The organism is Ruegeria sp. HKCCD4884 (assembly GCF_013110855.1).
GTDB lineage: Bacteria > Pseudomonadota > Alphaproteobacteria > Rhodobacterales > Rhodobacteraceae > Ruegeria.
Genome location: NZ_WVRJ01000009.1, coordinates 40,730 through 55,210 on the forward strand (window position 1 = coordinate 40,730; position 14,481 = coordinate 55,210).

Annotated in this window: 11 protein-coding genes and 1 pseudogene; 9 read left to right on the plus strand and 3 right to left on the minus strand. The window is 57.4% G+C overall.

Annotated elements, in window-relative coordinates; genetic code table 11:
- The first annotated feature begins 9 nt into the window (after positions 1 to 9).
- Positions 10 to 732 carry an SGNH/GDSL hydrolase family protein gene (locus tag GS636_RS14080; protein ID WP_171669994.1) on the plus strand — a complete coding sequence of 241 codons (723 nt, stop codon included), beginning with the start codon at positions 10 to 12 and terminating at the stop codon, positions 730 to 732.
- A gap of 47 nt (positions 733 to 779) precedes the next feature.
- Here GS636_RS14080 and GS636_RS14085 read toward each other — a convergent pair.
- A pseudogene (locus GS636_RS14085) lies at positions 780 to 854 on the minus strand (two-component system response regulator); the annotation flags it as partial.
- Between the two features lie 250 nt (positions 855 to 1,104).
- On the opposite strand from GS636_RS14085, the gene GS636_RS14090 reads away from it, so the two are divergent.
- Positions 1,105 to 1,599, plus strand: a complete 495-nt coding sequence (locus GS636_RS14090) for a CHAP domain-containing protein (protein WP_371732110.1) — start codon at positions 1,105 to 1,107, stop codon at positions 1,597 to 1,599.
- Between the two features lie 51 nt (positions 1,600 to 1,650).
- Here GS636_RS14090 and GS636_RS14095 read toward each other — a convergent pair whose 3' ends face one another.
- Positions 1,651 to 2,205, minus strand: coding sequence for an ActR/PrrA/RegA family redox response regulator transcription factor (locus GS636_RS14095; RefSeq protein ID WP_050604676.1), 555 nt, complete (start codon positions 2,203 to 2,205; stop codon positions 1,651 to 1,653).
- A gap of 80 nt (positions 2,206 to 2,285) precedes the next feature.
- The gene (locus GS636_RS14100) at positions 2,286 to 2,912 is read right to left on the minus strand and encodes an SCO family protein (protein ID WP_171184727.1); all 627 of its coding nucleotides are present in this window, start codon (positions 2,910 to 2,912) and stop codon (positions 2,286 to 2,288) included.
- A 91-nt stretch (positions 2,913 to 3,003) separates the two neighbouring features.
- On the opposite strand from GS636_RS14100, the gene regB reads away from it, so the two are divergent.
- From regB to addA, 7 genes are all read left to right on the plus strand, one after another.
- A complete protein-coding gene (regB, locus tag GS636_RS14105; RefSeq protein ID WP_171092738.1) occupies positions 3,004 to 4,401 on the plus strand; it encodes a sensor histidine kinase RegB in 1,398 nt (465 codons plus the stop codon).
- Between the two features lie 66 nt (positions 4,402 to 4,467).
- Positions 4,468 to 5,973: a PAS-domain containing protein gene (locus tag GS636_RS14110; protein ID WP_171669996.1), complete on the plus strand. Its 1,506-nt coding sequence runs from the start codon at positions 4,468 to 4,470 to the stop codon at positions 5,971 to 5,973.
- 41 nt (positions 5,974 to 6,014) lie between these two features.
- Positions 6,015 to 6,488, plus strand: a complete 474-nt coding sequence (gene tsaE, locus GS636_RS14115) for a tRNA (adenosine(37)-N6)-threonylcarbamoyltransferase complex ATPase subunit type 1 TsaE (protein WP_171669999.1) — start codon at positions 6,015 to 6,017, stop codon at positions 6,486 to 6,488.
- Positions 6,485 to 7,489 (plus strand): aminoglycoside phosphotransferase family protein, encoded by a 1,005-nt coding sequence (locus tag GS636_RS14120; protein WP_171670002.1) that lies wholly within the window; start codon positions 6,485 to 6,487, stop codon positions 7,487 to 7,489. Before tsaE ends, GS636_RS14120 begins: the two co-directional genes overlap by 4 nt.
- A complete protein-coding gene (locus tag GS636_RS14125; RefSeq protein WP_171670004.1) occupies positions 7,486 to 8,172 on the plus strand; it encodes a nucleotidyltransferase family protein in 687 nt (228 codons plus the stop codon). The genes GS636_RS14120 and GS636_RS14125 overlap by 4 nt, the downstream gene beginning before the upstream one ends.
- Positions 8,165 to 11,089, plus strand: coding sequence for a double-strand break repair protein AddB (gene addB, locus GS636_RS14130; RefSeq protein WP_171670006.1), 2,925 nt, complete (start codon positions 8,165 to 8,167; stop codon positions 11,087 to 11,089). The genes GS636_RS14125 and addB overlap by 8 nt, the downstream gene beginning before the upstream one ends.
- The gene (addA, locus tag GS636_RS14135; RefSeq protein ID WP_171670009.1) at positions 11,086 to 14,442 is read left to right on the plus strand and encodes a double-strand break repair helicase AddA; all 3,357 of its coding nucleotides are present in this window, start codon (positions 11,086 to 11,088) and stop codon (positions 14,440 to 14,442) included. Before addB ends, addA begins: the two co-directional genes overlap by 4 nt.
- Positions 14,443 to 14,481 lie beyond the last annotated feature (39 nt).

Genomic DNA, 14,481 nt, shown 5'->3' on the forward strand with positions numbered 1-14,481 from the left:
GGTAAAGAGATGAAGAAACAGATGGGAATCCAGCTTCTACTGCTCACTAATCTGCTTCTGTTTTTGACTCTTACTGCCGTTTTGATCAAAACCGGATACCTTTCAAAAACAATCCGCAAATTCAGCGGAGCTTCCATTCCCGTAACTGAAACCAATCACTACAAGCGTATGGTCTGGTTGCACGAACGGCCAACTTCTCAGGCATTGGCTTCACCCGATATTCAAATCGCTTTTATCGGCGATTCCATCATTGAAGGGTGGCTGACCAGTAACGTGGTCAAAAACTCTCTGAACCTGGGGATTAGCCGTGACACAACGCCGGGTCTGATTGCAAGGGTTAACCCAGAACTCATAGCGCATATTCCGGTCTGGTATCTGGCGATAGGCGTCAATGATGCAATGACTAACACTCCCTTGGAAGAGGTTCCGGGCTTTGTCGCGCAGCTTGCGGACACTTTTGCACCCGCCAACACATTGATCTGGAGCGCTGTTCTGCCCGTTAAAGACGCAACCTGGACGCCCGAGAACGAGGCGTTCCGATCCGCTTTTAACGCTGCTGCACAACAAGCCTGTGCAAACATGAAGACCTGTACCTTTCTCGCACCGCCACTTGAATACGGTGATAACGTCCGCGACTGGACATCAGACGGGTTGCATCCCAATGCACTCGGGTACGCGCATCTCGCCCAACAGCTCTGTGCTCACGTTCCGTGCCAATCAAATCAACCGTGACAAAGATCAGTCAGCGCTTTGGTCTGTGTGCTAAGACAAAGACGCCCCTAACGCGGGCTGCGCTTTGCGAAAATCCACTGCAACGTCCGACGATGCATGTTCAGACATCGTGTCGTCTCGGACGAACTACCCAAGCTCAGTATTAAACACTTCGGTTTTTTAGTCGTCTTCGGGACCCGCTATTGTCTTAACGACGCAACAGAGAACCGGCGAAATCTTGCCGCGTATTTGCAGACCTCTTTTCACAGCCCGCACGTTAGCCCTAAAACTCACATGTCTTCGAATGGGCAGTGAAGATTCTTGAACACAGGCATACGCAAAACAGACACGAATTGGCCGCGTTTGTCCGGCACAACCCGAGCCGCAATTGCGGTGGGGTTTTTGAGTCTGATTTCTGCGTGCGCCCACGGCCCAACCGATGCGCAGCTTGACCCGGACCGTCAGTTGATGGCGCTACGCGAGGTCTCGCAAAAGCAGTCCCGCGGGCAAAGGGTGTGGTGCGTGCCCTATGCGCGCAACCTCAGCGGTATCGAAATTCGTGGAAACGCCAAGGATTGGTGGGGCAAGGCGCGCAGTGCGTTTGATCGGGGCAACGAGCCGGTTGTTGGTTCTGTCATGTCGTTTCGGGCAACACGCGGGATGCCACTTGGCCATGTGGCTGTCGTATCCGATGTTGTCACCGAGCGCGAAGTCATCGTGAACCACGCCAATTGGCACCGCAACAAAGTGTCATTGAAGATGGGCGTCAGAGACGTGTCCAAAAACAATGACTGGACGCTGGTACGGGTCGAAAGCCTTCCGGGTCAATATGGCAGCTTGTACCCGGTGAACGGGTTCATTTATCCGAATCCTGACGCGCAGCCCTAATTTGGATCCTCCGAAGAGGACCCTGATCGGACCGAACCCAACGGCTTTTCTCTATCTGGGGCTGCGCTTTGCCAAAATCCGCTGCAACGTCCGGCGGTGCATGTTCAACCGTCGCGCCGTCTCCGAGACGTTCCGATCACATAGCTCATAAACCCGCTGGATGTGTTCCCAGCGCACGCGATCTGCGCTCATGGGGTTTTCCGGCGGCGGCGGCAGTTCATCGCCCTTGGCCAGCAGCGCGTTGGTAATGTCAGTCGCATCGGCGGGTTTGGACAGATAATCTGTAGCACCGATCTTCACGGCGGCCACGGCAGTCGCAATTGCGCCATAGCCCGTCAGAACCACGACCCGGCTGTCCGGGCGTTTTTCGCGCAGCACTTCAACCACGTCCAGGCCGTTGCCATCCTCAAGCCGCAGGTCAACCACGGCATAAGCCGGGGGGCGTGCAGTAGAAATAGCGCGGCCTGCTGCGACGGATCCGGCGGTTTCAACTTCGAACCCACGCTTTTCCATGGCCTTGGCCAAACGTCTCAGAAACGGCTCGTCATCATCCACCAGAAGCAGGGATTTATCAGGGCCAATATCAAGCTGAGAACTGTCTGCCATACTTAGGTCTTTCTGCTATTTCATGCCGTTGGCTTGAACATGAGTAATAGCAGCGCGGGAACAAAGGTCAAACAACCTTGTTACGAAGCGGCCTGATCCAAAAAGCATCCGACCTTGTCCGCCATTTGCTCGGCCGTGTCATCGCGCTTGAAAAATTCAAGAAAACCATGCTCGGGCGTGACCAGATATGTGAAGGTGGAGTGATCGACCAAATAGTACTCGTCGCTTTTGTCATGCGCCTTGTAATAGGTCTTGTAAGCCTTGCTTGCCGCCTTCACTTGCTCGGGCGAGCCTGTCAGCGCGATGGTCTTGCCCCCTAGGTTGAAGGCATAGTCATCCACCACCTCTGGCGTGTCACGTTCGGGGTCGATTGAAATGAACAGCGGCGTCGTGGAATACCCGCGCTCGGCCAAGATATCCACGGCGTCAGCATTGCGCGACATGTCAAAAGGACAGACATCCGGGCAGAACGTGTAACCGAAATAAACCAGCGTCGGCTCGGTGATCACATCTGCGTCAGTCACCGTTTCGCCCTTGCCATTGACCAGCTCAAACGGCCCACCGATAGTGGCCGCTCCCCCTGCGATCTGGCTGGACCGGCACTGCGCAAACTGGTCATCAGAACCGCTGCCCCGCGTCAAAAGCCACATGGCCCCAAGGCCAATTGCCAATACAACAGTTGCGAGAATTGCGTATAGACGGGTCATTTCAGTGTTCCGGTCACAAGGGGGTTGTTGATCGTTTCGGCCGGGACACCTATCAAGATGATCAGCCTTTGCAACAGGACATAAGGAACCGATGGCAGAATCCAACCAGACTTTTTGGCGCGGCCAGGAACGGAGCAGCTGGATTCGCCTGCGCACTCTGATCCTGTTGCGATGGGTGGCCATCATTGGCCAATTCACAGCCATTACTGTTGCCCAGCAATATTACGATGTGCAGTTGCAGCTGGGCCTGTGCTATCTGGCCATCGGCATTTCGGTCATGGGCAACCTGACGGCCATCCTTTTGTTCCCACAGAACAAGCGTCTGACCGAGTTTGAAAACTTTTTGATGGTTCTGTTTGACCTCTTGCAGCTGTCCATATTGCTATACCTGACCGGTGGGCTGAACAATCCGTTTGCACTTCTGCTGTTGGGGCCAGTCACGATCTCGGCCAATGTCATGAGCACGCGTTCGACCCTGATCGTTGGGGCCGTGGCGATTGTGCTGACGACCCTGCTGGCCGAGTTCCATCTGCCGCTGCGCACCAGCCTGGGGCTGGTTCTGGATATTCCGGATATTCTTCTGTTTGGCAATTGGGCCGCGATTGTCATCGCTATTGTTTTTATCGGAGCCTATTCCCACCGCGTCAGCGCTGAGGTTCAGTCCATGTCTGAAGCCTTGGCTGCGACGCACATGGCCCTGGCGCGTGAACAGAAGCTGACTGATTTGGGTGGCGTTGTTGCGGCCGCCGCGCACGAGTTGGGCACGCCGCTGGCGACAATCAAACTGACCAGCGCGGAACTGATCGAGGAACTGGACGACCACCCCGACCTCAAGGAAGACGCCGCTTTGATCCGCGAGCAGGCCGACCGGTGCCGGGACATTCTGAGGGACATGGGCCGGGCTGGTAAGGACGACCTTCATTTGCGGCAGGCCCCGCTTTCGACCGTGGTGAATGAGGCCGCAGAACCACATGTCGGTCGCGGCAAAGAGGTCCACTTTTACGAAGGGCCGGCGCAGGACGGGGATGTGCAACAGCCTTCGATCCTGCGAAAGCCTGAAATCATCCACGGATTGCGAAACCTGATTCAGAACGCAGTGGATTTTGCACGGTACAATGTCTGGGTCGAGGCTGAATGGACCGACAACCTTATCACCGTCAGTATTATGGACGACGGACGCGGATATCCGTCTCATATGATTGGTCGCATCGGTGATCCCTTTATGCGACGCAGGCGGGCAGAAACGGACCAGAAGGCCCGCCCCGAATATGAAGGCATGGGCCTTGGCCTGTTCATCGCCAAAACCTTGCTGGAACGCAGTGGTGCCGAATTGGAGTTCGCCAATGGCGCTGATCCCTATCAACGCCTGACTGACGACCCTGCTCGCAGAGGCGCCATTGTTAAAGTCTCCTGGCCACGCAAGCTGATTGACGCACAAAAGGGCGATACGCCTGTCCCATCGGGTCTGAACGAACGCATTCAAGTGTGAGTTAAGAGACCGTTAACCAATCCTGCTCATAGTTCAAGCGGGTTGGAGTCTGCTTTGGGGAACACAATGGCCGATTGGATCATTTTGGCCGCGATCAGCATTGTCTCGGGCTGTTTTGCCGTTCAGTGGCTCTTACCGCGTCGTGCGCAAAGGGACCATGCGTTTGGGCTATTTTCAAACACTTCATTGTTTGACGCAGTGTTTCTGTTCGACGAAGAAAGGCTGATCAGCCATTCCGACATCGCCCTGGCAGGTTTCGAACATGTGAGAAACTGGACCGACTTGCGCCGATTGCTACAAAGGGATTTCCCGACCTTTCCGGAATCTCCGGGCGCTGTGCGCGATAAGGGATATGTTGTGGTGTCTCCTATCGACTGCACTGTCGAGCGCGATGTTCTTTGCGAGTGGATTGACGGCATTGTCCGTGTCCGCCTGCGTGAAGCTGCCAAGGCCAAGCCCGCAGGGTCAGAAGCGCAGAACGATCCAACCCGGCTGGCCATGGATCAGGCCCCATACCCAGTGTGGCTGCTGGGTCAGAACAACCGGGTACAATGGTGCAACGCCGCCTATGTCGCACTCGTGCGCAAAGCTCGCGATCAGGACACCGACCTGACCGACCCCCTATTCCCTTCAACGCCCGAGGAACGGTCCGTTGGAAAGACCAGAGTGTCTGTTGAAGTTTCAGGCAGCAGTTACAAGCTTTGGTTCGATCTGACTCAGGTAGAACACGCGTCCGGCTACCTGTGTTATGCCGTCGACATCAACGCCATCGTCCAAGCAGAAACCGCCCAGCGCAAGTTTGTCCAGACGATGACCAAGACCTTTGCGCAGCTTTCAATCGGCTTGGCCATTTTCGATCGCAACCGGCAGCTTGCACTGTTCAATCCAGCTTTGATCGACCTGACCACCCTACCGCCAGATTTTCTAAGCTGTCGTCCGAGTCTAAGCAGCTTTTTCGACCGCCTTCGGGATCAGCACATGATGCCCGAACCCAAGAACTATCGCAGTTGGCGGCGCCAGATGAATGACCTTCTCGAAGCCGCAGAAGATGGAAACTATCACGAGACATGGTCGCTCCCATCCGGTTCGGTCTATTCGGTCAGTGGTCGACCACATCCCGACGGGGCCGTGGCGTTCTTATTTGAGGACATCACAGCCGAGATCACCCTGACGCGCCGCTTTCGGTCTGAAATGGACCTTATGCAGTCCATACTGGACAAGCTTGCAGATGGAATTGCCGTGTTTGCAGATGACGGCACCCTGGCATTGACCAACTACGCGTATCAAAAACTTTGGGGTGATGCAGAAGATGCCGGTTTTCAAACTGACACGGCCACAGATGTCACACGACGCTGGCAGGATCTCTGTCTTGCAACCCCGATCCTGGGCGAGATCAGGGATTTCTTGGAAATGCGTGATGATCGGGCGGAATGGACGGCTGAAATTCATTTGAGAACCGGTACCCCTATTCAATGCACGGTCACTCCGCTCCAGAACGGCGCGACCATAGTTCGTTTTTCCATTTCTAGAATCCCGTCGAAAATCCAGCAGATAGAACAGATCAGCGCTTGAACCGGGTTGCAGCCCGTCAGACGCAAGGCCATGGTGGCGCCATGACGACAAAGCCGCGATCCCTGACGTTTCAGTCCCCCGAAGAAACCGCCAAATTCGCCGAGCGTATTGGTGCAAACCTGCAATCGGGCGATGTCGTGTTGTTGGAAGGTGAGATCGGCAGCGGTAAGACACATTTTGCGCGCGCGCTTATTCAATCGCTCATGTCCGAGCCCGAAGATGTCCCCTCACCCACGTTTACCTTGGTGCAGGTCTACGATACGCCAATTGGTGAAATCTGGCACAGCGATCTCTATCGTCTTAGTGCAGTAGACGAGGTTGAGGAACTGGGCCTGATTGACGCTTTCGAAACCGCTATCTGCCTTGTCGAGTGGCCTGACAAACTTGGTCCACTTACCCCAGATGCAGCTTTGAAACTGACCTTTGAAACAGACCCTAACACGGAAGGCATGCGCCATCTGACCCTGTCATGGCTTGATCCGAAATGGACAAAGAAACTGGAGACCTTCGGATGACAAACAGGACGATCCTTGCCGAGGCCCTGATTGCTCAAACCCAATGGGCCGATGCCACCCGTGCACCGCTGGCGGGCGACGCTTCGGACCGCCGCTACGAACGGCTGACCGATCAGGCCAGTGGACAAACGGCCGTTTTGATGGATGCACCACCTGAAAAATGCGAGGATGTCGAGGACTTTGTGCGCATCGGGAATTACCTGCGTTCGGTTGGCCTGAGCGCGCCTGAGATCTACGCAGAAGATGCGCAATACGGCTTTCTGTTGCTGGAAGATCTGGGTGACGATCTTTTTAGCCGGGTGCTGGCAAAGGATCCTTCGAAAGAACGTGTTTTGTATGAAGCGGCAACAGACGTTTTGCTGCACCTGCATCAAGCGCCGTCTTTGTCTTTGACATCCTTTGACCCGCCGCTGATGACCGAACTGTGCACGCTGGCCTTTACAAGTTACGCGGCCGGAATTGTGGGGTCTTACGACGCACGCGCACTAAGCCGGTTTGAACACCGTTTCGCGGATGTTCTGCACCGCGAAACATCAGGTGCGAAAGTGGTCGCGCTCAGGGACTATCACGCGGAAAATCTGATTTGGCTCCCGGATCGCGACGGGTTAAAACGCGTTGGCCTGCTGGACTTCCAATCAGCCGTTCTGGCACATCCCGCCTATGATCTGGTCTCTCTGCTGCAGGACATTCGCCGCAAGGTCTCTCCCGGGGTCGAAATGCAGATGATCAATCGGTATATTGCGGCCTCTGGCATGGACGATCACGATTTTCGCACCGCTTACAGCGTGCTGGGCGCACAACGGAACCTGCGCATTTTAGGTGTGTTCGCGCGCCTTGCCACGGGCTTTGGCAAACCGCACTACGTGGACATGATACCAGCGGTCTGGGACCATCTGATGCGCGATCTGGATCATCCGGCCCTGGTGTCGATCGCACCATTGCTGCACGAGGCTTTGCCCAGCCCAACCCCCGAAAACCTGAACAAGCTGAGGGTGCAATGACCGGTTCACCCTTTGGCGTGATGCTGTTTGCAGCAGGGTTTGGCACGCGCATGGGCGCTTTGACCAAGGACCGTCCCAAGCCGTTGATCAACGTGTCCGGGCGCCCTCTGATTGATCATGCGCTGGATCTTGTTTACGAACTTGACCCTGTGCGCATCGTGGCGAACGTGCATTACCATGCCGATCAGCTGTATGCGCATCTCAACCCCAAAGGGGTAATAATCTCACGCGAAGAGCCAGAGATTCTGGAAACGGGCGGCGGATTAAGGGCCGCCCTGCCCTTGTTGGGCACCGACCCCGTTTTCTCGCTGAACACCGACGCCATCTGGTCTGGCCCAAACCCTCTGACCCTGTTGCAGAAAGCGTGGGATCCGACCCGTATGGATGCGCTTTTGATGTGTGTTCCTATTGCCCAAGCCACTGGTCACACGGGGGACGGAGATTTCTCGGCCGACGCGGACGGGCGTATCACGCGCGGGCCGGGTTTGGTCTATGGGGGCGCGCAGATTGTCAAAACAGATGGGCTGCACGCGTTCCCGCAATCCGCGTTCTCGCTAAACTTGCTTTGGAACCAAATGCACGATCAAAATCGCCTGTTTGCTATAGAGTATCCGGGGCGATGGTGTGACGTCGGTCGCCCCGAAGGGATCGCACTGGCCGAAGGTCTGCTGACAGATGTTTGAACCCAGCACCCTGCCCCGCGTCTTTGCTGTGCCGCCCGGCACAGATTTCCCAAAAGCACTGGTGGATGGCCTGCGGCAGCGCTGCTCTGGCCCGCCGGAAGCTTTGGCGCGGGTGGAATTGGTTCTGAATACAAGGCGTATGGAACGGCGCGTTCGCGAGCTGTTCAATCAAGGGCCGCCCTGCCTGCTGCCACGCCTGTCGCTGGTCACGGATTTGGGGGAAAGCGTTGATTTGGCAAAGATTCCCCCTGCCATTCCACCCCTGCGGCGGCGTCTGGAACTGACGCAATTGGTGGCCAAACTGCTGGAACAGCAACCGGATCTGGCGGCGCGCTCTTCGGTCTTCGACCTCTCGGACAGCTTGGCGGCCCTCATTGATGAAATGCAGGGCGAAGGTGTGTCGCCCGAGGCCATTCGGCAGTTGGATGTCAGCGACATGTCGGGGCATTGGGCACGAGCGCAGGCTTTCATTGGCATTGCAGACCACTTCATCGATACCGGCGCACAAGCGATGGATGCGCAAGCCCGCCAACGCCGCGTTGTCGAAAACCTGATCGCGCGCTGGCAGGAGAATCCTCCGCAGCACCCAGTCATTCTGGCAGGCTCCACCGGGTCGCGCGGAACAACGCTTATGTTGATGGAGGCCATCGCGCGTCTGCCACAGGGGGCCTTGGTCCTGCCGGGTTATGATTTCGACCAGCCAGACCACGTTTGGCAGGGGTTGGACGATGCGCTGACATCGGAAGACCACCCACAATACCGGTTCCACAAACTGATGCGCGCGCTGGATCTTGCGCCTGATCAGGTTGCTGCATGGACTGACTTGTCCTCGCCTTCACGCGCGCGCAACCGTTTGGTTTCGCTCGCTTTACGCCCAGCGCCGGTAACTGACGCCTGGATGACCGAAGGGCCGGAACTGACCGACCTGGAAAGCGCAACCAAGGACCTGACCCTGGTCGAGGCGCAATCGCCCCGCGCCGAAGCTTTGGCCATCGCCTTGCGCCTGCGACAAGCCGCTGAAGACGGTCAAACCGCTGCCCTGATTACACCGGATCGCATGTTGACCCGTCAGGTCAGCGCCGCACTGGATCGGTGGAATATCCTACCGGATGACAGTGCGGGCTTGCCTCTGCAACTCTCACCGCCCGGTCGTTTTCTGCGCCATGTGGCCAACCTGTTCACGCGCCGCCTTGAAGGCGAGGCGTTGCTGACGCTGCTGAAACAACCGCTGTGCCATGACGGGGGTGAGCGTGGCACTCATCTGTTGCACACACGTGATCTGGAACTGGATCTGCGTCGCCATGGCCCACCTTTTCCTGACACGATCAGCCTGACGGCATTTGCGATCCGCAAAGAAGCACCTGAAAGCTGGGTCAAATGGGTCGTACATCACTTTTGCGACCAGCAAATCAGCGGCGAGCTGCATATTTCCGACTGGGTAGACCGGCTGACTACACTGGCCGAAGCGATCTCGGCTGGCAGCACAGGTGAAACCGGCACGCTTTGGGACAAAAACGCAGGTCAAAAGGCGCTGGCGGTCGTGAACTCTCTCAGAGATGAAGCGCAGCATGGTGGCCCGATGACGGCACATGATTTTGCCGATTTTCTGGGCGCGCTTTTGGCCAGCGAAGAGGTTCGTGATCGCGATGCCCCGCATCCACATATCATGATCTGGGGTACCCTTGAGGCGCGAGTGCAAGGTGCCGACCTGCTGATTCTGGGCGGTTTGAATGAAGGAAGCTGGCCCGAGGCCCCGTCGCCAGATCCGTGGCTGAACCGCCAGATGCGCGACAAGGCCGGGTTGCTGCTGCCTGAACGTCGGATCGGTTTGTCGGCACATGATTTCCAGCAAGCCGTCGGCGCGCCCGAGGTTTGGCTGACCCGCGCGACCCGCTCGGATGACGCGGAAACGGTGCCGTCGCGCTGGCTCAACCGGCTGACAAACTTGTTGCTAGGGTTGCCGGAGCAGGGCGGTCGCAACGCTCTGGAAGAAATGGGTGCGCGTGGTCAGCGCTGGCTGGACTGGTCAGAAGCTTTGGAAGAAGCGCCGTGCATTGAACCCGCGCCTCGCCCGTCGCCACGCCCGCCGGTCGCTGCAAGGCCACGTCGTTTGTCAGTGACCGAAATCAAGCGGCTGATCCGCGATCCTTATGCGATCTATGCCAAACACGTGTTGCGCCTGAAACCGCTTGACCCCTTGGTGCAGGCTCCCGATGCCTTGCTGCGGGGCATCGTGATCCATGAAATCCTTGAACATTTCGTTAAAGACAGCGTTCTCGACAGCGCTTTGCTGACACGTGAGAATTTCCTCAAGCGGGCGCACAGCCTTCTGGACCAGCATGTGGCCTGGCCCACCGCCCGCAAACTCTGGCTGGCCCGGTTGGAACGGATCGCAGACGACTTCCTGAGCGCTGAACTCTCGCGCCGGGGTGACGGCGGGCCAATAGCGTTTGAAGCAGCTATGAAACTGGTGCTGAATCCTCTGGATTTTACCATCGTCGGACGTGCGGACCGGATTGATCGCAACAGCCGGGGCGCGCTGCGGATCATCGATTACAAAACCGGCGCGCCGCCCACAGAAAGTCAGCAATCCAAGTTCGACAAACAGCTGCTGATCGAGGCGGCCATGGCCGAGCAGGGCGGTATCGAAGGCATTGACCCGATAGACGTGGCCGAAGCCATCTTCATCGGCATGGGCGGCAGTTACAAAGAGGTTGCCGCACCCTTGATCAAAGAGCCGACCGATAAAGTTATTGCTGAGCTGAAAGAGCTGATTTCAGCTTATTTAGAGCCTGATCAGGGGTTTTCATCCCGCCGGATGCTGCACAAAGACACAGATATCGGCGACTATGATCATCTGGCACGGTTCGGCGAATGGGACCGAACCGCTGAAACTTGCCCTGAGGACCTGAAATGAGCCCGCGAAACGATGCAACCGAACGGCAAGTGCAGGCGGCGCGACCGGATGCCTCAACCTGGCTGGCGGCTAACGCGGGGTCGGGTAAAACGCGGGTTCTGACCGACCGCGTGGCGCGCCTGTTGCTGGGCGGGGTCCAACCGCAGCACATTCTGTGCCTGACCTATACCAAGGCGGCCGCCAGCGAGATGCAGAACAGATTGTTCAAGCGCCTTGGTGAGTGGGCAATGCTGGAAAATGCTGCTCTTTTGGAGCAATTGACCGATCTGGGCGTGCCCGGCGACATCGACTCGGACAGATTGGCGCAAGCCCGCACTTTGTTTGCCCGCGCCATCGAAACGCCGGGTGGCCTGAAGATCCAGACCATTCACTCGTTCTGCGCCTCTTTGCTGCGGCGGTTCCCGCTGGAGGCTGGGGTCAGCCCACAGTTCTCCGAAATGGAAGACCGCGCAGCAGCGCTTTTGCGGGAAGAAATCGTCGAAGATTTCGCCGAAGGCCCGCAGGCCGGGTTGATTGAAGATGTAGCCCGGTTCGTGACCGATACGGGCTTTGACAAATTGACCGCCGCGATCACGCACAGGCGCAACCTGTTTGCACTGCCATTGGGCTGGTCCGACCTGTTGAAACGGTTCGATCTTCCGGATGGCTTTGACGAAACGGCCCTGGCCGAGCGGGTGTTTCTGGGCGGCGAAGTCGAATTGATCCAGTCCATGCGGACCGCTTTGACAGAAAGCGGCGGCAACAATGCCAAAGCAGCGGTGAAGCTGGCCGGGTTCACTGAGGCCCGATTGGCATATCTGCCTATGTTGGAAAGCGTGCTGCTGACCGGGAAAGGCGCAAAAGAGCCTTTCACCGCCAAGATCAACGGGTTTCCGACCAAACCCCTGCGCGAGGGCGAACTGGCCGACCGGATGCCGCAATTGGAATCCTTCATGCTGCGGGTCGAGTCCGCGCGCGAACAGCGCCTTGCCTTGGTCGCGGCACAGAAAACCGCCGTCCTGCACCGCTTTGCCGCAGCCTTCTTGCCAGAGTACGAGCGACGCAAGCAATTGCGGGGATGGCTGGACTTCGACGACCTGATCCTGCGCGCGCGGCAAGTGCTGAATGACCCGGCGGTGGCCGAATGGGTGCTGTATCGGTTAGACGGCGGCATCGACCATATTCTGGTGGACGAAGCACAGGACACCAGTCCGGACCAATGGGACGTGGTCGAGAAGCTGGCGCAGGAATTCACCAGCGGGGAAGGGGCCCGATCCGGGGTTGAGCGCACTATTTTTGTGGTCGGCGACAAGAAACAGTCGATCTATTCCTTTCAGGGCGCCGACCCGCAGGCGTTTGATCGGATGCAAGAGGAGTTTGGCCGGAAACTGGCTGAATCAGACTCTAAACTTTGGGATATGACGCTGGAATATTCGTTCCGCTCCTCCAGCGCCATCCTGTCTTTGGTCGATATTCTTTTTGAAAACCGGATCGAGGCAGGGTTTCACAAGGACAGCCTGCACCGCGCCTTCAAAGCTGACCTGCCGGGCCGGGTTGATCTTTGGCCTGTCGTGGAAAAGGTCGAAGAGGCCGAGGAAGGCGACTGGACCGATCCGGTGGATCGCCCCGGTGCGCGGCACCATACCGTCATTCTGGCCGAGCAGGTTGCACAATCGATCAAGGCCATGATCGAACGGGGCGAAACGATCCCTGAGGATGATAAGAACGGCACGTTTGTAAGACGAAAGGTGAAGCCGGGGGATTTCCTGATCCTCGTGCAGCGGCGGTCAGACCTGTTCGCCGAAATCATCCGCGCCTGCAAATCAGCCGGGCTGCCCATCGCCGGGGCCGACCGGCTTAAGGTGGGCGCTGAACTGGCGGTCAAAGACCTCGCCGCGCTGCTGAGCTTTCTGGCCACGCCCGAAGACAGCCTGTCATTGGCAACGGTTCTGAAATCCCCTTTGTTCGGATGGTCTGAACAGCAGCTTTTCGATCTGGCGCACCGGCGGCAGGAACAATTCCTCTGGGCTGCGTTGCGCAACCGGGCTGAGGAGTTTCCCGAAACGCTCGCCATTTTGAACGATTTGCGCAGCCAGATCGACTTTTTGCGCCCCTATGACCTGATCGAACGCATTCTGACCCGCCATGACGGGCGGCGCAAATTGCTGGGCCGCCTGGGGGCCGAAGCGGAAGACGGCATCAATGCGTTGCTGTCTCAGGCGCTGGCCTATGAGCGCACCGATATCCCCAGCTTGACCGGGTTTTTGGTCTGGATGCAAACCGACGATCTGGAAATCAAACGGCAGATGAGCGGTGTGGGCAATATGATCCGCGTAATGACCGTGCATGGATCAAAGGGTCTTGAAGCTCCGATCGTGATCCTGCCGGATACCGGCAAACGCCAGGCACCGCGCGATGCCGAGATCATGGTGACCGAAGGCATTCCGCTGTGGAAAGTGTCGGCAGATGTCTCGCCCAAACTGATCGCACAGGCGCGGGAAGAGGCGCGCACGCGTGAGGAAAATGAACGGCTCCGGTTGCTATATGTGGCTCTAACACGGGCCGAAAAGTGGTTAATCCTGGCCGCAGCCGGCGAATTGGGGAAAGACGGCAACAGCTGGTATCAAATGGTCGAGGCAGCGATGGAGAGGGCCGGAGCCGTGCAGCTGCCGGGTTCCAACATTCGCCGCCTGTCTCACGGGGATTGGGATGCGCTGCCTTTGGTCGATCAGCCTCAAACGGTCGCCGAGCAGGTCGATTTGCCGGACATGTATCGTCACCCGGCACCTGAGCCGATTGAGCCTGTAAGCGCGCTCAGCCCTTCGGATCTGGGTGGAGCCAAAGCGTTGCCCGGTGATGTCGGTTTGGATGAAGACGCTGCGAAACTGCGTGGAACACGTCTGCATCTGCTGCTGGAACACTTGCCGATACCTGAACCGGAGATTTGGCCCGAACTTTGCGCACGGCTGCTACCGGATACGCAAGACACAGACCGGCAAGAGCTTTTGACCGAAGCCACCCGGGTTCTGACGGCTGAATCGCTGAGGAATGTTTTTGCACCTGAAACTCTGGCCGAAGTTCCAGTAACCGCAGATTTGAATGGGCAGCGCATGCATGGGGTCATCGACCGGCTGGTCGTTTCGGATACGGACGTGCAAGTGATTGATTTCAAAACAAATGCAACTGTTCCATATCGTGTTGAAGACTGCCCTGAGGGCCTGTTACGCCAAATGGGGGCCTATGCGCAGGCGCTTGCTCAGATCTATCCTGACCGCAGCATTCGAACCGCCATTCTTTGGACCCGAACCGCGAACCTCATGTGGTTGCCACACGATCTTGTGACGGATGCCCTGACCCGCGCTCGGGCACCTTGACCTTACCCCACGCGGCACCTACGTTCTGTTCCCGAGTTT

Coding starts and splice junctions, on each gene's coding strand:
- GS636_RS14080 (WP_171669994.1), top strand. CDS start 10: ATGAAGAAACAGATGGGAATCCAGCTTCTACTGCTCACTAATCTGCTT.
- GS636_RS14095 (WP_050604676.1), bottom strand. CDS start 2,205: ATGGCAGACAGTTCTCAGCTTGATATTGGCCCTGATAAATCCCTGCTT.
- GS636_RS14100 (WP_171184727.1), bottom strand. CDS start 2,912: ATGACCCGTCTATACGCAATTCTCGCAACTGTTGTATTGGCAATTGGC.
- regB (WP_171092738.1), top strand. CDS start 3,004: ATGGCAGAATCCAACCAGACTTTTTGGCGCGGCCAGGAACGGAGCAGC.
- GS636_RS14110 (WP_171669996.1), top strand. CDS start 4,468: ATGGCCGATTGGATCATTTTGGCCGCGATCAGCATTGTCTCGGGCTGT.
- tsaE (WP_171669999.1), top strand. CDS start 6,015: ATGACGACAAAGCCGCGATCCCTGACGTTTCAGTCCCCCGAAGAAACC.
- GS636_RS14120 (WP_171670002.1), top strand. CDS start 6,485: ATGACAAACAGGACGATCCTTGCCGAGGCCCTGATTGCTCAAACCCAA.
- GS636_RS14125 (WP_171670004.1), top strand. CDS start 7,486: ATGACCGGTTCACCCTTTGGCGTGATGCTGTTTGCAGCAGGGTTTGGC.
- addB (WP_171670006.1), top strand. CDS start 8,165: ATGTTTGAACCCAGCACCCTGCCCCGCGTCTTTGCTGTGCCGCCCGGC.
- addA (WP_171670009.1), top strand. CDS start 11,086: ATGAGCCCGCGAAACGATGCAACCGAACGGCAAGTGCAGGCGGCGCGA.